At 48.3% G+C, this 19,909-nt stretch carries 17 protein-coding genes; 4 read left to right on the top strand and 13 right to left on the bottom strand.

What is annotated here, in order from left to right:
• Positions 1-5: 5 nt before the first annotated feature.
• The 6 genes from BQ8014_RS06760 to tgt form a co-directional block, all read right to left on the bottom strand.
• Positions 6-1,958, bottom strand: a complete 1,953-nt coding sequence (locus tag BQ8014_RS06760; protein WP_080903704.1) for a DUF3857 domain-containing protein — start codon at positions 1,956-1,958, stop codon at positions 6-8.
• Positions 1,959-2,002: 44 nt separating this feature from the next.
• Positions 2,003-3,235, bottom strand: coding sequence for a Cof-type HAD-IIB family hydrolase (locus tag BQ8014_RS06755; RefSeq protein ID WP_080903703.1), 1,233 nt, complete (start codon positions 3,233-3,235; stop codon positions 2,003-2,005).
• A 68-nt stretch (positions 3,236-3,303) separates the two neighbouring features.
• Positions 3,304-4,755 carry an ArnT family glycosyltransferase gene (locus BQ8014_RS06750; RefSeq protein ID WP_080903702.1) on the bottom strand — a complete coding sequence of 484 codons (1,452 nt, stop codon included), beginning with the start codon at positions 4,753-4,755 and terminating at the stop codon, positions 3,304-3,306.
• 35 nt (positions 4,756-4,790) lie between these two features.
• Positions 4,791-6,344: a DUF4435 domain-containing protein gene (locus BQ8014_RS06745; RefSeq protein ID WP_080903701.1), complete on the bottom strand. Its 1,554-nt coding sequence runs from the start codon at positions 6,342-6,344 to the stop codon at positions 4,791-4,793.
• A gap of 119 nt (positions 6,345-6,463) precedes the next feature.
• A complete protein-coding gene (locus BQ8014_RS06740) occupies positions 6,464-7,549 on the bottom strand; it encodes an LptF/LptG family permease (protein WP_080903700.1) in 1,086 nt (361 codons plus the stop codon).
• Positions 7,550-7,556: 7 nt separating this feature from the next.
• Positions 7,557-8,702, bottom strand: a complete 1,146-nt coding sequence (gene tgt / locus BQ8014_RS06735; RefSeq protein WP_369808785.1) for a tRNA guanosine(34) transglycosylase Tgt — start codon at positions 8,700-8,702, stop codon at positions 7,557-7,559.
• Positions 8,703-8,903: 201 nt separating this feature from the next.
• Here tgt and BQ8014_RS06730 point away from each other — a divergent pair, with 201 nt between their 5' ends.
• Positions 8,904-9,257 (top strand): hypothetical protein, encoded by a 354-nt coding sequence (locus BQ8014_RS06730; protein ID WP_080903699.1) that lies wholly within the window; start codon positions 8,904-8,906, stop codon positions 9,255-9,257.
• Positions 9,258-9,329: 72 nt separating this feature from the next.
• Positions 9,330-11,339 carry an AAA family ATPase gene (locus BQ8014_RS06725; RefSeq protein ID WP_080903698.1) on the top strand — a complete coding sequence of 670 codons (2,010 nt, stop codon included), beginning with the start codon at positions 9,330-9,332 and terminating at the stop codon, positions 11,337-11,339.
• On the opposite strand, the gene BQ8014_RS06720 is transcribed toward BQ8014_RS06725, so the two are convergent.
• The 5 genes from BQ8014_RS06720 to BQ8014_RS06705 all read right to left on the bottom strand — a co-directional run bounded on the left by BQ8014_RS06720 (position 11,336) and on the right by BQ8014_RS06705 (position 14,546).
• The gene (locus BQ8014_RS06720; RefSeq protein WP_080903697.1) at positions 11,336-12,517 is read right to left on the bottom strand and encodes a trans-sulfuration enzyme family protein; all 1,182 of its coding nucleotides are present in this window, start codon (positions 12,515-12,517) and stop codon (positions 11,336-11,338) included. The genes BQ8014_RS06725 and BQ8014_RS06720 overlap by 4 nt on opposite strands.
• Before the next feature lie 155 nt (positions 12,518-12,672).
• Positions 12,673-13,275 carry a nitroreductase family protein gene (locus BQ8014_RS06715; RefSeq protein ID WP_080903696.1) on the bottom strand — a complete coding sequence of 201 codons (603 nt, stop codon included), beginning with the start codon at positions 13,273-13,275 and terminating at the stop codon, positions 12,673-12,675.
• A gap of 102 nt (positions 13,276-13,377) precedes the next feature.
• A complete protein-coding gene (locus BQ8014_RS06710) occupies positions 13,378-14,043 on the bottom strand; it encodes a class I SAM-dependent methyltransferase (RefSeq protein ID WP_369808784.1) in 666 nt (221 codons plus the stop codon).
• Positions 14,044-14,061: 18 nt separating this feature from the next.
• Positions 14,062-14,217, bottom strand: a complete 156-nt coding sequence (locus BQ8014_RS20010) for a hypothetical protein (protein WP_369808783.1) — start codon at positions 14,215-14,217, stop codon at positions 14,062-14,064.
• Positions 14,217-14,546 carry a cupin domain-containing protein gene (locus BQ8014_RS06705; protein WP_080905856.1) on the bottom strand — a complete coding sequence of 110 codons (330 nt, stop codon included), beginning with the start codon at positions 14,544-14,546 and terminating at the stop codon, positions 14,217-14,219. The genes BQ8014_RS20010 and BQ8014_RS06705 overlap by 1 nt, the downstream gene beginning before the upstream one ends.
• Positions 14,547-14,897: 351 nt before the next feature.
• Between BQ8014_RS06705 and pheT the strand changes: the two genes are divergently transcribed.
• Both pheT and BQ8014_RS06695 read left to right on the top strand, forming a co-directional pair.
• The gene (gene pheT / locus BQ8014_RS06700; protein ID WP_080903695.1) at positions 14,898-17,360 is read left to right on the top strand and encodes a phenylalanine--tRNA ligase subunit beta; all 2,463 of its coding nucleotides are present in this window, start codon (positions 14,898-14,900) and stop codon (positions 17,358-17,360) included.
• 33 nt (positions 17,361-17,393) lie between these two features.
• Positions 17,394-18,113, top strand: a complete 720-nt coding sequence (locus BQ8014_RS06695; RefSeq protein ID WP_080903694.1) for a YebC/PmpR family DNA-binding transcriptional regulator — start codon at positions 17,394-17,396, stop codon at positions 18,111-18,113.
• 77 nt (positions 18,114-18,190) lie between these two features.
• Here the strand turns inward: BQ8014_RS06695 and BQ8014_RS06690 are convergent, their stop codons facing one another.
• Both BQ8014_RS06690 and BQ8014_RS06685 read right to left on the bottom strand, forming a co-directional pair.
• Positions 18,191-19,240: a 6-bladed beta-propeller gene (locus tag BQ8014_RS06690; protein ID WP_139785092.1), complete on the bottom strand. Its 1,050-nt coding sequence runs from the start codon at positions 19,238-19,240 to the stop codon at positions 18,191-18,193.
• A 65-nt stretch (positions 19,241-19,305) separates the two neighbouring features.
• Positions 19,306-19,842 carry an HdeD family acid-resistance protein gene (locus BQ8014_RS06685; RefSeq protein WP_080903692.1) on the bottom strand — a complete coding sequence of 179 codons (537 nt, stop codon included), beginning with the start codon at positions 19,840-19,842 and terminating at the stop codon, positions 19,306-19,308.
• Positions 19,843-19,909 lie beyond the last annotated feature (67 nt).

Genomic DNA, 19,909 nt, shown 5'->3' with positions numbered 1-19,909 from the left:
AATGATTATTTTTTTACGACCAGATATTCACCGAAACTCTTGTATGCATTGACTGCATCCCGGAAGCAGGGCCAGTCTTCCGCCGCATAGACCCGTTTCTTCAGCGCCAGAGTCTGGTGTAATTCTATTTTGTCTTTCGTTTGGCAGATGTGCCCGCTGAAATCGGCGATGCTGCTCTTCTGGTTCTCTTCCTTTTCTTTATTCAGCAGTCGGTAACCGGCAGGCAGTTGGATCGATTCGTCCAACACGACTAAACGAGAACACCGGTCTTTGAAGCCATACCGGCGGGTTTCCGGATCCGTATTGATCTGCAAGAAGGTCATGACTTGCGAGTAAAGGTTATTCATAACCAAAGGCCTGAATAGTAGCTCCTCTTTTCCCCGGACGGCATAGTCCGGAATTTCATAGCGGAAAGTGATCCGGATCGGGCCTGCCTGGTAGTCTTTGGGATTCTTGCCATAATCCACACTTAGCATACGAGCTTTGGGAGAGACTTGCAAAAGCTGTCTTTCCATCGTATTCTGCCATTCGGACTGCCATCCGGTCGTAAAGATCCGGCGGATATTGCTGTCCGACTGCCCTTCGGCGGTAATGGTAAATTCGCCTTTGAGATTTCCCTTTTCATCCAGGCGATTGGAAGCCTTGATACGTACATAATGATTTTCGGGAGCGGAAACCGGCGTCACGCAGAGGTCGGAACTTTCCGGCACGCCGGGCAAGTAATTCTGTTGTTGTTCCGCGCTGCTCCATAATTCCCGGCAAAAAGGAACCCAGGTCGGGTCGAGCGGCATATAGGTGCCGTTGCCCAGTTTGACGACAGCCACGCAATGGTTAAAATGGTCGGCCGGGATGCTTTCCACCCGGCTGCCGGCCATCGTCATCGCCGGATAGGCTTCGAACCCGGCCATACGGAGGAAAGAAATGAGTGTGCCGGCAATATCTTTGCAGACTCCGCAACGGTCGGTATAATTCATTTTCGTGTTATGCAGCGTATAGCCTTCGCCTTTCCCCATGGAGATGCCCGCATAGCGGATATTGTCCGCCACCCAGTGCGTAAGGACAGCGATCTTCTCCATTTCCGTCTTTTTCCCCTTGATCAGTTCATCCACCTTTTTCTGGGCTTCGGGCAGGGAAGCAAAACTTCCGTAGTCTTCATTTACTTTATGGAACCAGCGGGATTTATCATTCCAGGTCGGGGTGGAAGACATCATTAACTTCGGGGCGGCGTCGAAAAGGTCGACCATATTATCTTCCCGTGGGAAAGGCAGTAGGTTTTCCACGGCGAAGGTATAGACCTTTTTCCCGTTTTCGTAACGCAGCGAAGAACTGCATTCGCCTTGGTAAAACTGGAACTGCAACTCCTTTTCCATCGGGACGGACACCTTGTAGACTTTACGGATCGTCGGCGTCTGGCTCCAGAAAGGGACAATATCATAAAAATGCCCGCGCATCGGCGGGATGAAGCGCGAATCGTCGTCTCCAACGCCGGAAAGCAGGGCGTAAGTAAATCCTTTTTTCCGTATCTCATAGGCAACGATATCGCCCGGTTCCAGCCGTCCGGCTTCCAGCATGATCTGACGGGCTCCCCAGTAAATCATCCGGGCCGGAGCGGCATAATCGAGCGCCTTGCTCACGTCCAGGTTCTCAACGCTTCCGTCCGCATGGTAGATACTGGCCGAATGAAAAGCGGCATGAGCCGTCAATGGGTCGTAATCGTATTTGATTACCCGGTTATTGAGGGCACCCTTAGGGGTTTGTACCTTGAAAGCGTTATAGACGGTAAAGCTGCCGGAGCCGGTCGGTTCCACTTCCACTTTTATACTGTCGAGAAGCGTTATGCAATCATAGGAGGCATATTTTGTTTCCCTTTGCAAGGCTTCTTTTTGCGGTTGCCATACCTGTCCCGTCAGTGTCGTAACTGCCGAAAGACAGAGCGTCATTATAAAGAAATACTTCATATATATTATTGGTTGGTTAAGTAATTTGTCGATAGCAAATTCTGTCAGCGTTTTTTCAAGACACTGTTGATGACACGGACGGAAGAAACCAGCTTGTCGGTAGAGGTGACGATGTCCACGTTCCATACATGCGAAGAACGACCTTTGTGAATGATCGTCGCGATTGCGCGGACCGTATCGCCTTCCCGGGCGGAAGAAACATGGTTACCACTGACCTGCATCCCGACGGCAATTTCGTCCGCTCCGCAAATCAACATCGAACCGACTCCGGCAATGGTTTCCGCCAATGCAAGGGAAGCGCCTCCATGCAGGATTCCGAACGGCTGCCGATTGCGCTCATTCACCGGCATAATGGCCTCCACCCTTTCAGGGGAAGCGTAGGTATACTCTATTCCCAGATTTCCCATGAGCGAATGGGCTGTGTTGGCATTGAGCTGTTTCAGGATGATCGCCGACGGAATACTTTCCTTCAGGATATGTTTCTCTATCGCTTCGGCCACTCCGTCTTCGTTGTTGGACAGCGTCGTTTCGCCGGCGCAGATTTTTACCGCATCCGGTGCATTTCCCATGGCGATGCCCAGGCCTCCGGATTGGATCATCGTAATATCGGCGATGCCGTTTCCAATGACCATGACTTCACTTTTATGGGCGCCGATCTTGTCCATGAGTATGGAAAGACCATTGGCTTTGTCGATATTTTGGGGTGCAAATTCCAGGAAATAAGGTTCGGAACGTATAATACTCAAGGCGCCGTTCAACCTCTTCTTTTCCTGTTGTGCCAAATGATCCAATACTTCAGGATCATTACCCACCAACATGATCTTATGGATGGCAAAATTGATATCTTCACCAAAATTAGTGCTCGGGATGATCGTCATGCCGTTCAGCTCGGCCTCTCTTTTTACATATTCATTGTCGGGAGAATCGGTGAGAATAGTATTCCGGTTATATGTAAAAATTGCCAGATTATGTTTCTTTGACAATTTCAGCAAGAAAGGGACCATCTCTTTCTCTACCGCTTTCTCGAAAAGAAGCCTGTTGGATTTTGCATCGAATATCTTTCCTCCGTTATAGGAAAAAAAATAGCCGTCGAAATTACCCAGTTCAATGGCTTCTGCAAGCGGAGTAACTCCGCAGGTCGGGCGCCCGGATGCAATGACCACCCGGATACCCATATGTTGCGCCTTGATTAAGGCGGTATGGGTACGTTTTGTTATCTCATGCTGATCATTCAGCAAGGTACCATCAATATCTAAGACCAATAATTTATATTTCATAGGTGAATCTGTTGAGCAAAGTTCGTTTGGAAACCCGCATTTTAATTTTATTTTTCAATTTCTTATTGTCAGGCTGTTTCATATATAACGACTGCGTTGTACAGTAAGTTCACGCAGAATGTCAATAAAATGGTTGCATATAGCATTTTAATATTTATCCGCTTAAACATCTGGTAGTAGACGGTTCCCAAGGTAGCGAGAAGCAACAGCGATAAAAGGATCGTTACGATCGAAGGCGAAAGGAACTGCTGGCTGATGATATGCATTGCATGAGCCTGTATTTTCGCGATCTCCGGATGAATCGCCGGAATCTCCGCCGGATTCAATGCCCCTACCATGAATAATGCGATCAGAAGCACACCCAAAGAAACAACGATAGCTACTAACGTGGCGAAAACACGGGTCACCTTAGAGCGATGCTCAGTGATATACAGGAAAAGCTGCGACAAAAACAGGCCTATGAACGGATAAACAGGTAAGAGATCCATACTTTGCTTATGCGCCGGAATGGAATAGAAAACAAAAATACAGACCGAAGCAACCAAGCTGAACAGCTTGATTTTATCCAATGAACAAACCTGCGACCAGATCGTCTTCGCCACCTCTCCGACCGATTTCCCCGAACGTTTGATTTCCAACCCGAACAGAGAAAAGAAGGCAAGCAATGTCCACGGGAAAAAACCACAGAATAACGTCACAAAGTGATACCAAAAGCTATGTACCGGAACGGTTGTATATCCGTCCTGTAAAGGAACCGGAGACAGTCGTCCTATATTTTCAAACCATACCGCGCTCAGAAAGGCGTCACCTCCTTCTTTCCATGCAGAAATGTACCAGAGTAACGGCAAAAACAAAGAGGAGACGCAAGTATAAAGCAAGGTTTTCAATACTTTCCGCATGCAGTATTTTCGAAGTATCAGCAAATAGACTCCGAACACGAATAGGGGCAGGATGATTCCGACCACCCCCTTCGTCAGTATCGCTCCGCTCAACAGGAGCGGAACAAGAACCGGAAGTCCTTTCAGTTCCAGCTTGTTCTCCCATCGGTAAAGTTGGATGAACGATAGGAAAAGGAACATCGTAAACAGCATATCGGAGCCTGCAGTCATCCCCGCCCGATGCATTTCAAAGCAGGTAAGCAATAGGAAAGTGGCGATAAAAGCCTCCTGGAAGCGGATCCGTTTACCGAAAAAAATAAGGACCGCCGCGATCAGGATGGCGAAAGCTAATGCTGAAGGCAGTCGCGCCGTAAACGTATTTACTTCTCCCTGCGGATAAGAGCAAAGGGCGATTACCCATTGCGCCATCGGCGGACAATAAGACGGAATACCCGATTCGGTCTGGGGCAAAGTCCATTCACCGGTTTTCAGGATGGTGGAAGCAATCATTGCCTCCTGCCGTTCCTGTTGGCTGGAGAAGCCGCCTACCCCGAGCCAAGGAAGGGTGGAAATCAGACAAACAATAATTGCGGTGCTGATCGGTTTTTGCAAATACAAATATTGAAGTGTTGAGGTTCGCATACGTTCGATTTCCTTTTAAATTAAATCCCGGCAGCCTATATAATATCCAACGATTTCCGTATAGCCTCCCGGATGACTGTTGCATCATTACTTTTCTCTTTCAATATCGAGAGGATAAAATCAAAATAGGTCTCTTTGTTCCGCAGTCCGCAAAGCCCGCATAAACGGCTCTGGGGCAACATCCCTTTTTGATTGTAAACCCGCAGGATACTTTTATAATCGCCTGAAGAAGCGTATTGTTCAAAATCCGTTTTTATTTTATGATAGATTTCATTGACATGAATGTTTTCCCGAATGTTTTGTACATGTTCATTCAATTGTTCTACCGTCGTAATCTTCCGGTCTACAATCGTTTCCAGTTTCTTCCGTACCCAGTGTTTGGCGTGGAGGATGATCTGCGCTTCCAGCTCTTTGGTAAAAAGCTCGATCACGCTCTCCTTGACCTCCTGGAAGACCAGATCCGGATCTTTCAACATCCGGCGGGCCACCGTCCGGATGATCGGCTCCAACATGAGCAGGTTTTCGACTTCAGCGACATCTGGGACAAAGATGTTTTGTTCCCGCAAGTAGGCGATTTCGCCCGGCGTACGACGGTCGCGATCCACAATCCCCTTGGAGTCCAGCGTATGGAAGTCCTTGAGCTGTGTAAAAGCCTTGGTCGTTTCGATCACTTTCTGACAGCCGCCCATCGGCTTGACCAGGTACTCCGGGAAGATCAGCGGATAAAGCCGGTTGTCGAGACTGTTTGCATCCGTTCCCTCGATAAAGAGGATAGGTTTGCGGTTACCTAAAATCTCGATGTACAGTTCTTCCGGGAGGCTGGTGTTCCCCTCGATGATTTCATAATCCCACTCCTGCAGATCCGCATTGAAGGCGCGAATCCATAGGCGGATACTGTTCGTTCGCGACGTGGCAAAGTCGATGTCGTGAGTCAGGTAGATATAAGTACAATCGGGGCGCATGGCCTCGATCTCATCCCATAAATTGTTTTTGATGGAATTGTGAAGCAATAACTCCGGTTCTTCGATGATTAGGAGCGCTTCGGGAGGAGCGCACAAGACGGAACCGATAAAATAGAAAACGGCCTTTTCCCCGTCGCTCATCCGTTCGGCGGTATAGGATTGCCCGTCCCGGCTGGTTGAGGCCAACTCGAAAAAACCGGATTTACGGACGAGGCGATTATGTGGGAACATATGTTCCCAGATCACCTGAATCCGGTCAATTTTCGTAATCGGAAGAGGCGGATGTTCTTCCTTTTTACCGGCTTCCTTGTAGTTGACAGCCGCCTCAAACTCTTCTTGCTGCAATTGCAGGATGAGACGTTCGTAATCCGATAGAGGGGAAGACAGAAGCCGGTCGGCGATCAGCCGGTGGAATGATTTCAAATCGATGAGGCTGTCCACGCTCCCTCTGAAATTGACGAACAGACCGTGGAGGCCGGATATATAAATAGCTTCGTCCGGATGCTGCCGGACAATTTCCTTGCCAAAAGAAGTTTTCCCCGCACCGTTGGCGCCAATGACCACCAACGTATGGGCGTCTATTGTCGGAACCTTTTTATCAACATTCGCAGGAAGCTTGAATTCCATATTACTTTCTCGATTTCCCACCAAAGGTAAGTAATAAAACTGAAAGTAAGAACAAGGTAGCATACTAAGGATTTACATCTTTTTACCGGATGGCCATCCGAAACCCGGCAGGGAAAAGATTACCGCGGAGCTCTGCGGTAAAGATAGATGGCGATAAACGTGTAGACGACATTGGGTATCCAAGCCGCCACCATCGGACTGACGGCTCCGCTGATGGCAAAAGTGGACGTGACGGTCATGAACAGAATATAGGAAAAGCTGAGGCCCAGTCCGATCCCGATGTTCAACCCCATACCTCCCTTGATCTTCCGCGAAGAGAGAGAGGCGCCGATGATGGTAAGGATATAAGACGCCATGATAGTGGCATACCGTTTATGATATTCGATTTCAAACGTCTGGATGTTGCCGATTCCTCTTTTCTTCTGCCGGCTGATATAGGTTGCCAGTTGAGGGCTGGTCATGGTTTCACAATCATTCTCCGAAATGAGGAAGTCGGAGGGGACGATCGTCAGGCTCGTATCCTTCCGCGAGCCTTCGCTGATCTTTTCGTACATGCCGTCGAAATCCCGGATGATATAGTCCATGATTGTCCATTGGTAAAGCGAGTCGTATTTAATGGATTTGGCCGTTAAGCGGGAAATCAGTTTTTTCTTGTCGAAATGTTCCAGAGAAAAGCGGTAACCCATATTGGCGCGGGCATCGTAGCGGTCGAAATAAGCGAAGATGCCCGGCTCTACTTCCAACTGCACGTTCCGTGCGTCCATAATTTTCTTATCTTTTATGTATTTGTTCTGGAAATCGATACGGGTGATATTGGCCGGCGGGATAACAAACGCATTGAGGATGAACGTGCCGACAGCGATCACGGTTGCCGAAATCATATAAGGTACCATCAGGCGCTTGAAACTCATCCCGCTTGCCAGCATGGCGATAATTTCCGATTTATCGGCCAGCCGGGAAGTAAAAAAGATCACGGCGATAAAAGTGAAAAGCGGACTGAACAGGTTGGCGAAGTAAGGGACAAAGTTGAAATAATAGTCGAAAATGATTGCTTTCAGAGGAACTTCCGGCTGCAGGAACTTGTCGATTTTTTCGTTGATGTCGAAGACCACGGAGATGGAGATAATCAACGCAATCGCGAAGATATAAGTCCCCAGAAACTGCTTGATAATATACCAATCGATCTTCTTTAGCCTGAACTTCATTCCTCTATTATAACCTGTTTGACATTTGACGTACCATTTTATCCTTCCAAACCGTGAAATCTCCGGCTTGGATATGCAATCGCGCCTCTTTAACGAGCCAAAGATAGAAAGAAAGGTTATGGATTGAAGCAATTTGCAGCCCTAATATTTCATCCGCCTTGAATAAATGGCGTAAATAAGCCTTACTATACAGCGTGTCAACGAACGAAGTCCCTTCGGGATCGATAGGAGAAAAGTCGCTTTCCCACTTTTGGTTCCGCATGTTCATCGTGCCGTAACGGGTGAACAACTGGCCGTTGCGCCCGTTGCGGGTCGGCATGATGCAGTCGAACATATCGACACCCCGTTCGATGGCTTCCAACAGGTTTGCCGGCGTCCCGACACCCATCAGATAGCGGGGTTTGTCTTTGGGCAGCACCCCGTTCACGATTTCGATCATCTCATACATCTTCTCCGTCGGCTCGCCTACCGCCAGGCCCCCGATGGCATTGCCGTCCGCTCCGATGGCGGCAATCTTTTCCGCCGCCCGGATGCGTAGATCCGGATAGACGCAACCCTGCACAATAGGGAAGAGGCTTTGCTCATACCCATACTTCGGTTCGGTTTCCCGGAAACGCTTCACGCAGCGGTCCAACCAGCGCTCCGTCAGTTTCAACGACTGTTCGGCATAGGCATAGTCGGCATCTCCCGGGCAACATTCGTCGAAAGCCATCAGGATGTCGGCTCCGATGCTGCGCTGGATGTCCATTACTTTTTCGGGAGAGAAGAAATGCTTGGAGCCGTCGATATGCGAACGGAATTCGGCGCCTTCTTCCGAGAGCTTGCGGTTCTCCGCGAGCGAAAAGACCTGGAAGCCTCCGCTGTCGGTCAGGATCGGACGATCCCAACTGTTGAATCGGTGCAATCCGCCGGCCTTCTCCAGTATTTCCAGCCCGGGACGCAGATAGAGATGATAGGTATTACCCAGAATGATCTGCGCATGAATATCGTTTTCCAGCTCGGTCATATGGACAGCTTTCACGGCCCCCTGCGTACCGACAGGCATAAAAATAGGCGTTTCGATGGTTCCGTGACCGGTTGTGATCACACCCGCCCGTGCATCGGATTTAGGATCGGTATGTTGTACGTTGAACTTCACTCTTAAAAATTTCATGCAAAGGTACATTATAATTTCGAATCACATAAGCAAGGCAAGCGGGCAGAGAAAAAAATCACTACTGTCAGATAAAGAAGAAGAGGTAGATTTATTTCTTGGATCATCCTCACTCGAATGCGTTTTTAAGGTTATTGATTTTGTTATCACAATATACTGATTATAATATAAATGTACTGACAAGCTAATTTTCGCCCGCTGGTGAAAGATTTTCTACTGGCCGGCAAAAGATCTTTCACTGGCCGGTGGAAGATCTTTCACTGGCCGGTGAAAGGAAAGTTTGCACTTTCCCTATTGGATCCCCATTGGCATTATTACTTGCATCTAATACAGGAGAGAAAGACTTCCGCAGTCTCAACTGTTGGTTGGATTACTCTCCGCTATTACCTTGGAACTGGGCGGCAGAATAGACAATCGCCTACGCCGAACGGATTCAATCGGATATTCATTTTTCTTAAAAAGGGTATGACAGACAGCATGAGCGTTGGCTTCCCTGAAAAAGAGGGGAATTCAATTGAATTAAAATTCGAGTCGGACAAAAGCGAAGAAAAATAGAGCGACCCCTCAGATTGTTTTCCGGAAAGAAAGCAGGGAATAAATAAAATCCTTAGCTTTGTGCCTGTAGAAATGGAAACTACTTTTCAAATAGATACGGATAATGCTCCTTTTCAGGATGCCTTGCACTTGATTACGCATACGCGGCAGTCGGTTTTTCTTACGGGAAAGGCCGGGACGGGAAAGTCCACGTTCCTGAAATATATCTGCGCCCACACCAAGAAAAAATATGTGGTGCTGGCCCCGACGGGAATTGCTGCGATCAATGCCGGAGGCGTTACGCTCCATTCCTTCTTCAAACTACCCTTTCGTCCGATTTTACCGGACGATCCCGACCTGAGCGCCAAGAAAGGGCGGATCTATGAGTTCTTCAAATACGGAAAGAAACAGCGCAAGCTGCTCACGGAAGTGGAACTGATCATTATCGACGAGATTTCGATGGTGCGGGCGGATACGATCGATTGCATCGACCGGATCCTGCGGGTATTCTCCGGAAATACGCGCCTGCCGTTCGGCGGGAAGCAACTGCTGTTTGTGGGGGATGTCTTTCAGTTGGAGCCGGTAGTAACGACAGACCAGAAGGAGATCTTGTCCCGTTTTTACGCATCTTCCTTTTTCTTTTCCGCCCATATCTTTAAGGAGATCAATTTGGTTCCGATCGAATTACAGAAGGTATACCGGCAGAAAGATGCGGATTTTATCCGTATCCTGGATCATATCCGCAGCAATGAAGTGCTCCCCGGGGATTTGGATTTGTTGAACGAGAGGGTTTTCCCTGACTTCAATCCGCAAAACGAGGATATGTATATTACAGTGGCGACCCACCGCTCCCTCGTGGATTCGATCAACCGGGAGAAGCTGGCGGAATTGCCGGGAGAAGAACAGATCTATCACGGCATCATCAGCGGGGATTTCCCCGAAGCATCCCTGCCGACACAATTGGATCTGGCGCTAAAGGAACAGGCTCAAGTCATTTTTATCGATAACGATCCCGACCGGCGTTGGGTGAACGGGACGATCGGCATGATCTCCGGAATCGATGAGGAAGGACATGTCTATGTGCTACTGGATAACGGCGTGGAGCATTTGGTAGAACCGGCTTCGTGGCGGAACTATAAATATAAATATAACGAAAAGGAAAAACGGATAGAGGAAGAGATTATCGGCACCTTCGAGCAGCTGCCGATACGGTTGGCTTGGGCGATCACGGTACACAAAAGCCAGGGACTGACTTTTGCCCGTGTCATTGTTGACCTGTCGCGCGGCGTTTTTGCCGGGGGGCAAGCCTATGTCGCCCTGAGCCGGTGCATGTCGTTGGAAGGGCTGGTCTTGAAATCGAAACTGAATCCCTACGATGTGTTCGTCCGGAAAGAAATCGTCGCTTTCAGCAAGCAGTTCAATAACCAACAGTTGATCCGGGAAAGCATGGAGGAAAGCGAAGCCGACCTGCTGTATTCCCAGGCTGCATATTCGTTCTCCAAAGGAGAGATGGGGAAAGCCTTGGACGCTTTTTCCAAAGCGGTCGACAAGCGGAACGAGCTTTCCAAGCCACTGATACGACGCTTCCTGCAGCGGAAATTGTCTCGCCTGAACAACCAGGAAAATCAGATCCGTGAATTAAAAGAGAAACTTCATGAACAGGCTGAAGCCATGAAAGAGTATGCCCACGAGTACTATCTGATGGGAAATGAGTGTGTCACGAAAGGGCATGACCCCCATGCGGCTATCCGTTGTTTTGATAAGGCCTTGAAGCTTTATCCCGGCTATGTGGACGTTTGGGTGCGTAAAGGGATCACCTTATCGGATTTAGGCGAGAGCTATGCCGCCCAGATTTGCCTGAACGAAGCTGTTCGTCTCAGCCCCCGCTCCTTTAAGGCTTTATATAACCGCGGGAAATTGCATCTGCAACTGAAGTATTATGATGAGGCAGCTTCCGACCTGAACCGTTCCGTCGGTATCAAGCCACGCCATGCAGCAGCGCATGAGTACCTAGCCGAGGCTTACCGCCATCTTGGGGAGGAAGAATTATACCTTAAACATCTGACCATTGCCAATGCCTTACGGGGCGAAACAAACGGCTAAATCTTATCCAAGGCCTGTCTCAGGTCTTCAATCAGATCTTCTGCATCTTCCAGCCCGACGCTGAAGCGCAGGAATCCTTCCCTGAAAACTTCTGGATACAAATATTGGCGTTCGTCATTCGGCCCAAGGAAGACAATCAGGCTTTCGTCGTGTCCCAGTGAGACGGCGGATGTGATGACATTCAGGTAACTGACAAACCGGTTATGGGTTTCGGTGTCGCCCTTCAGGCCGAAAGCCATGACACCTCCGTATCCGTTCGACATTTGTGCTTTGGCCACCTCATGCTGTGGATGGCTAGGCAGGCCGGGGAAAGATACGAAGCGCACCTTCGGATGGCTTTCCAGAAAGCCGGCAATCAATAGCGCATTGTTGTTATGCTGCTTCATGCGCAGCTTCAGGGTGATGGCTCCGCGCATAATCAGCCAGGCATTGAAGGGGCTGATCGCTCCTCCCACATTGATCATCGCTTCTTTCCGTATCCTGTCGATCCGTTCCAGACTACCGAGGACGGCTCCGCCCATGGCGTCGCCATGCCCGTTGATATACTTTGTAAGGCTTTCAACGACCAGGTCGGCTCCCAGCTTGGTCGGCCGTTGGTTGTACGGCGAAGCAAAGGTGTTATCGACCGACAGCAAGGCCCCGTGTTCGTGCGCCAATTGGGCGATCGCCCGGATATTGCTGATACTGAGTGTCGGGTTTCCCGGCGTCTCGATATGAATCAGTTTGGTATTAGGACGGATCGCTTCGCGCACAGCCCCGAGGTCGGAACTGTCGACCAACGTACTGGTGATATTGTATTTTTCGGGCAGGTATTCGTTGAGCAGCCGGTAGACCGCGATATAGGTGATATTGGATACGACCACATGATCGCCTGATTTCAGAAAAGTGAAGAAGATGCTATGCAAGGCGGCGACTCCGGTTGCCAGCACTACCGCATCTTCGGTTTCAGACAGCGCCGCCAGTTTCTCCTGTAGATACTCTTGGTTGGCTCCTCCGTTGCGGGTGTAAAGTTTGGTACCCGCTTCGCTCCAGTTGACCCCGCTCGGATCGTAAGGGAGGGCGTAGCTGTTGGCCATTGTGATCGGCCGCCGGATGGCTCCGGTCTCCTTATCGATACTGTTTCCCACATGTACGCTTCGTGTAGAGAATCCGTAAGATAAATCTATGTTTTTTGCCATGATAAATATATAATTGTTAGTTCGGGGCAAAGATAGTGGAACCCTTCTTACCGGACAATCGCCTGTTTATGGCATATCCGCCTACCTGAATGAGGGTAGAAACAAGAAAGGCGTCCTTTGAAGGGCGCCTTCCGGTTGGAAACAGGCCGTTTCCTTTATCTATAAACTAATACTCTCTTTTCAATCGGGGCAATTTCCTTTTCACCCGGTTGGACGGTAGGCGTACCGAAAGGCAGTTGGGCTATCAGCTTCCACCTCGGATTGATGTCCCATGCCTTAGCCACTTCCGTGTCGACCAGCGGATTGTAGTGCTGAAGGGAGGCTCCGAATCCCACTTCTTCCAATGCTGTCCAGATCACATACTGGTGCATGGCGGAAGTATGTTGCGACCAAACGGGGAAGTTTTCGCTGTAGAGGGCAAACGTTTTTTGCAACCCTTCGACCACTTCCTGATCCTCATAGAAAAGAACTGTCCCGTATCCTGCGCCAAAAGCTCCGTCGATCTTATTTTCCGTAGCCCCGAAAGCATCGGTAGGGAGGATTTTGCGTAAAATCTCTTTTGTAATGTTCCAGAACTTCTTATGATTCTCACCTAAAAGAAGTACGATCCGCGTAGATTGCGAATTGAATGCGGAAGGCACATTCTTTACGGCCTCTTCAATTATTTCCTGGATTTCTGCATCCGAAACGGGCGATGCATTGCTGATTCCGTAATATGTTCTCCGTTTTTCAACGGCTTCCTTAAAACTAAGTCCCATAATGATTATTTTTATCAATTTACTATTTAATTATAAAATCTATAACTATAACAGAGACGCTTTAAGGATTGTTTGTCCACAAAGACTGAATAAAATGTAAAATCACACTTTTTCGGCAATGATGGCGATGGCCATGATCCGTCCTTCATGACGTCGGAAGATACGGCGCATTCCCCGGATTCGTTTGGCAGCTGCCGGATGGGTCAGGATGTTGAACAGGATCCGGAGCGTCCGGAAGAAGCCTTCATCGTCGATCACACGTTTGGGTTCCAGCAGATGCATGGGGTTTGTTATCACCTTCCGTACGGCAAAGCCTTCGTCTTTCAGCAACTGTTCCCATTCGGCTGTCGGCAACGGGGCTACATTCGAAAGGATCGCTCCCTGCATCTCCCGGTAAATTTGCTGCCGGATCGCCGGATCAGATCCTTCGGCTGTCAGGGCTATTTCATGGATTCCATAAAGGCCTCCTTTCTTCAACAGGCGGTAGGCCTCCCGGATGATATCCGTTTTCTGGCGAGCTGACTGCATCGTGAGCATGGCTTCTCCATAGACTTTGGTCGCCGATTCGTCCGGCAAGCCCGTCGCATTGGCATTGCCCGCCTGTATGCGGTAATTAGGCCCTTGGATGATATTTTGCAAATAGGCGACCGCCTCTTTGTTGAGCTCAACTCCAGTATAGGACTTCGGCTCGGCTTTCAAAGCAATGGAAGCCGTGAAACCGAGACCGGGCGCAAACTCGATGACTTCGTCGGCCGGCGATATTGCCAAAAGGAATAGTGTTCGGATTTATGCCAGCGCAAACTCGATGACTTCGTCGGCCGGCCCGATCTGAAGGCCTTCCATCAGCCGGAGTGTCAGTTCTTTTCCGCCCGGACGCAATACTCTTTTCCCCATTCCGGCCAATACCCAATGGCCCTGCGCTTTTTCTATCGGTGTCTTCATCACTTTCCGCGGATCATGGTTAATAACATCTTGAACGATTCCACTGCCTGTAGCGCATGAACGATGTTTGCCGGCATAAGGATCGCTTCACCCTTCTTCACCCGGTGCGGTTGTCCTCCGATGCGAATTTCCGCCTCTCCATCCAGAATCTGTACAAAGGCGTCGAATGGCGCCGTATGTTCCGACAATCCCTGCCCCTTGTCAAAGGAGAAGAGCGTGATATTGCCCGCTTCATTCTTCATCACCTGTTTGCTGACGATTCCTCCGGAGGAATATTCGATCAGTTTCTCCGGTTCCCAAACCTCCGCTTTCTTAATTATTTCTTGCATAATCGGTAATTTTAAGTTTATAATTTTAACTCCGGCCTCTTTATTCGACGACCGATACCACAAATCTACTATAAGAGAGCCGGATAAATCTGTACCATAAGTTACACTCCGACATTTTATTTATGAACATTGATAATGTAGGGGCTAATCATCATTCGCAGCTCCAACCGGTTTGCATAGTTTCTATCGAAATATCCCCCCGCAAACCAGTGTTTCGGGTTTACCGGCAAAACCTCAATAAGAGGATATTTGGTAAAATTTAAACAGTTTCTTAATCGTTTGAAGAATTCTTTCTACTTTTGTTGGTCATTTACAGACCCTATGTTAAAAAATACATAAACTTATTTAGTGATGAATATATCATACAATTGGTTAAAGGAGTATCTTCATTTTGATTTATCGCCGGAGGAAGTTTCGAAGGCATTGACCTCTATTGGCCTGGAAACAGGCGGAGTGGAGGAAGTTCAGAGTATAAAGGGAGGCTTGGAAGGATTAGTAATCGGAGAGGTGCTGACATGCGTCGAGCACCCCAATTCAGACCATCTCCATATAACGACAGTGAACATAGGTAAAGAAGAGCCTTTGCAGATTGTATGCGGAGCACCGAATGTGGCAGCCGGTCAAAGGGTCGTTGTGGCTGTCAACGGAACGCAGCTTTACAACGGGGAAGAGACCTTCACCATCAAACGTTCCAAAATCCGCGGCGTCGAATCCAACGGCATGATTTGCGCGGAAGATGAAATCGGCATCGGAACGGATCACGCAGGAATCATCGTCCTACCTCCGACGACTGTCCCAGGCACGCCGGCAAAAGAATATTACAAGATCCAGAGCGATTACGTTTTGGAAGTAGACATTACCCCCAACCGGGTGGATGCGACCTCCCACTTCGGCGTGGCACGCGACCTGGCGGCTTATCTGAAGCAAAACGGAAAGCCGGCGCATCTGGAACGTCCGTCCGTGGACGGATTTAAAATCGACGACCCGACGCCGGGCATCGAAGTAACCGTTGAAAACAAAGAGGCATGTATACGCTATTCAGGAGTAACGATCAAGGGAGTAACCGTAAAGGAAAGCCCGGATTGGCTGAAAAACAAATTAACGCTCATCGGCCTGCGCCCTATTAATAATGTGGTGGATATAACCAACTTCATCCTGCATGAGTTGGGACAACCGCTTCACGCCTTTAACGCCTCTAAGATAAAAGGAAACAAAGTGGTGGTGCGTACCGAACCGGCCGACACGAAGTTTATTACTTTGGACGGAGTGGAACGTACACTGACGGATCAGGACCTGATGATTTGTAACCTAAACGAGCCTATGTGTATCGCTGGCGTCTTCGGCGGTCTGGACTCCGGCGTAACGGAAGAGACGACGGATGTCTTCCTTGAATCGGCCTGCTTCCACCCGACCTGGATACGTAAGACAGCCCGACGTTTCGGACTGAATACCGATGCCTCCTTCCGTTTTGAACGGGGATTGGATGCCAACCAAACCATCTATGCTCTGAAACGGGCTGCGCTGCTGGTTCAGGAATTGGCAGGAGGCCGCATCACGGGCGAAATACAGGATGTTTATCCGGAAATAATGAAACCTTATCCGGTAGAAATCACCTACCAAAAGATTAACACTCTGATCGGAAAGGCCATTCCTGAAGCCACGGTAAAAAGTATCCTGGAAAGCCTGGAAATAAAGATCGTCTCCGAGACAGAGAAAGGCTTATTCCTCGAAGTTCCTCCTTACCGGATCGACGTACAGAGGGATGTGGATGTGATTGAAGATATCCTGCGTATCTATGGGTATAACAATGTGGAAATCGGCGACCAGGTAAAGTCCAATTTAAGCTATCAGACGCTGACCGACCGCAACTATCATTGGGAAAATATTATTTCAGAGCAATTGGTAGGCAGCGGATTCCACGAAATACTGAACAACTCCCTGACCCGCGCCGCCTATTATGAAGGTCTAACGAGCTATCCGGCATCCCATTCCGTCAAATTAATGAATCCGTTGAGCAACGACCTGAATGTCATGCGGCAAACATTGCTATTCGGCGGATTGGAAAGCATTGAACATAATATCAAACATAAAAACGGCGCAATCCGATTCTTTGAATTCGGCAATTGCTATGATTTCAACACCGAAAATAAAAGGGAAGACAACACGCTCTCCGGATACAGCGAGGAATACCGTTTAGGATTATGGCTGAGCGGAAGCCGGGTGGAAAATAATTGGGCACATCCTGACGAACCTTCTTCCGTCTATGAATTAAAGGCTTATGTGGAGAATATCCTGACCCGCCTGGGTATCAATCCGGGCAAAGTCGCATACGAGGAATTCTCCGGCGATTTGTATGCAGACGCCCTTGCGATTTCAACCCTTTCGGGGCGAAAGATCGGAACCTTAGGCATTATCCATAAAAAGATACGGAAAACGATCGATATCGAGCAAGAAGTGTTTTATGCGGAACTTTCCTGGACACAATTGATGAAAGAGATAAAGAAAGCCAAGATAACGTATTCCGAAATATCCCGCTTCCCGGCGGTAAAAAGGGATTTGGCCTTATTGATAGACGAACGGGTAACTTTTGAAGAGATCCGGAAGGTTGCCAGGGAAAGCGAAAAGAAATTACTGAAAGAGATCACACTCTTCGACGTCTACGAAGGGAAGAACCTGCCGGCAGGCAAGAAGTCCTATGCCGTCAGCTTCTATCTGCAAGACGAGGGTAAGACTCTAAACGACAAACAGATCGATGCGATCATGAAGAAAATACAAACGAACCTGGAACAAAAAGTATCGGCACAACTTAGATAATAATCCGTTTTTAAAATAAAGAGATAAAAATATATGGGAAGAGCGTTTGAATATCGTAAAGCGACAAAGCTTAAACGTTGGGGCAATATGGCTCGCGTATTTACAAAATTAGGCAAACAAATCACAATTGCAACCAAAGAAGGCGGTCCTGAACCGGAAAATAATCCGCGTTTACGCATATTGATGCAAACGGCCAAGAAAGAAAATATGCCGAAAGACAATGTGGAACGCGCCATCAAAAAAGCAACGTCAAAAGATTTCACAGACTATAAGGAAGTGAACTATGAAGGATACGGTCCTTTCGGCATCGCTATCTTCGTTGAAACGGCAACCGATAACACCACCCGTACCGTTGCCAATATCCGCAGCTATTTCAACAAACATGGCGGCTCATTAGGTACTTCCGGCTCCCTGGAATTCCTATTCGACCATAAATGCGTTTTCCACCTGACAAAGAAAGAGGATACCGACCTGGAAGAGCTCGAACTGGAGTTGATCGACTATGGGGTAGATGAGGTTGAGGAAGACGAAGGCGAAATCATTCTCTACGGAGAGTTCTCGCAAAATGCAGCCCTTCAGAAATATCTGGAAGAAAACGGCTACGAAATCACCAGCAGCGAATTTGTCCGCCTGCCCAACGACCAGAAGGAAGTAACTCCCGAACAACGCGAAACGATTGAGAAACTTCTGGAGAAACTAGAAGAAGACGAAGACGTACAGAATGTCTTTCACAACATGAAAGAAGAGGACTAAAAGCATTTTGCCCGGAGTAATCAAGTATGATATCGATTACATACGGGTCTGCCAAAAGGAGTAGGGAAAAAAAAGATTCAGGCCTTTAACCGGACAAGGAAGACTATGGGATTATCTCCGGCCTTCCAATTGGGAAATGCGCGCTTCAAATCCTTTCCGCTCTTGCTAAAGCAGAATGTATGCGCATAGGCGTCGAGAGGCTGCAATTTAGGGATTGCTCCCGTTTGATAGAAATCATCCTGGAATCCATCGGCCACCGAATAAGCAATGTTCTCCGTTTTATCATAACAAAAAGTATAGGTTCGAGGCTCTTTTCCTGCATTATAGTAGGAAGAGAGCAAGAACCGCTTCCCCAAGACAACGGGATAAGCCGATGCTTCCGCCTCGGAAGAGGCAAATAAGCCCTGGTATTGAAGGATATGAAGCGTATCTTTCAAAAGCCTATGCGGCTCCAAAGAAGGAGTATAAGCATAGACGCCCTCCTCTCCCACACAGATTTCGGGATCGAAATAAGCGCTGCACTCGCGCCCAAGGTTGGCCGGCGATAACTTTCGACTTTCCAATTCCAGAAAATCGGTAGAGTATTTGCATAACCTCCGCTCCCTGTGGCAGACAGACGGGTCATCCGCATCCCGGACGTATTTATCCACCACGGCCCAAAACATCCCGTTATAGAAAGACAGCGTGTATAAACGATCCCAAAGGGATTCTCCTGCCAAGTCTTTCCCGGCGAGCAATTTTCCGTCATAAGTATAGTACAACGCTTCCCGCCGGTCGGTGATCACAATCAATTGCTTTCGGATAATATCAACGACATAATTGGCCACAAGCTTGTCCTCTCCGTGCAGGTCCGTGATCCGACAGACCAGCCGTCCTGAGATATCAAAATGATAAAGCTGACGGTTGTTGACCAAAAACAAATGCTCTCCATCTCTCCTGATCAACCTGGCGTCTTCCAACTTTATACCGGGAATTGTCTCCAAAGGAACAGCGACCACCTCTTTAGCAATATCGGACAAGAAACCACGAGTCTTTTCAGTCAATGTGTTTTTCCGGAACAAATCGTAGCCCATATACAAGTAGATCGAAAAAACAAGTAATAACAAGAATGTGCAAGCCTTTTTCATATCCCGTCAGTTAAACATACTAAACACATAACGGAAGCCGGGGGTATTTATTGGGTTCTCACCCATTAATAATTATCGATCACTTTTGCTGTCTGCGGACGGAACCGATACCAGTTGACCAGTTCACTGACGCCATAGGCAACGATCGCAATGCCGAAAACAATGAAGACCGCCGAAGCTGTATCAAACGGGTTCAACAACACAATAATACCCGTAATAAGTAACAGGGAAGGTATCACATACAATCCCCAAGGCACCCAGTAATACTTCCGTGCCCTCAATAAGGTGAAAAACTGTTGGATCCCCGCAATCAACAAGCAGGCTCCCAATACATACATCACGATATTGACAAAGAAAGCGGGCATCGCCACGAGCCAGATACCGAGCAAGATGCTTCCTGCTCCTTCGATCGGAAAACGTGAACCAACCAGCTCTTTCGGACGGGTAAAATAAGAGATCAGGGAAAATATACCCGGAAGGATAAACAAGACTCCAAGGGTAATCACCAGGTATGTGATCGCCGTTTCCGGCCAGATAATCAATGCCAGTCCTAATAATATAGACAACACGCCCCGGAGGGGTGCACTACTGATTGCTTTCATAATTATATTGTTTTAAGTTTATATAGCAACGAAGATAGGATTATTTCCTGATTTAAAGAATTAAAAG

This window comes from Parabacteroides sp. Marseille-P3160 (assembly GCF_900162725.1).
Classification (GTDB): domain Bacteria; phylum Bacteroidota; class Bacteroidia; order Bacteroidales; family Tannerellaceae; genus Marseille-P3160.
This window is presented reverse-complemented; position numbering and strand designations above follow the sequence as displayed.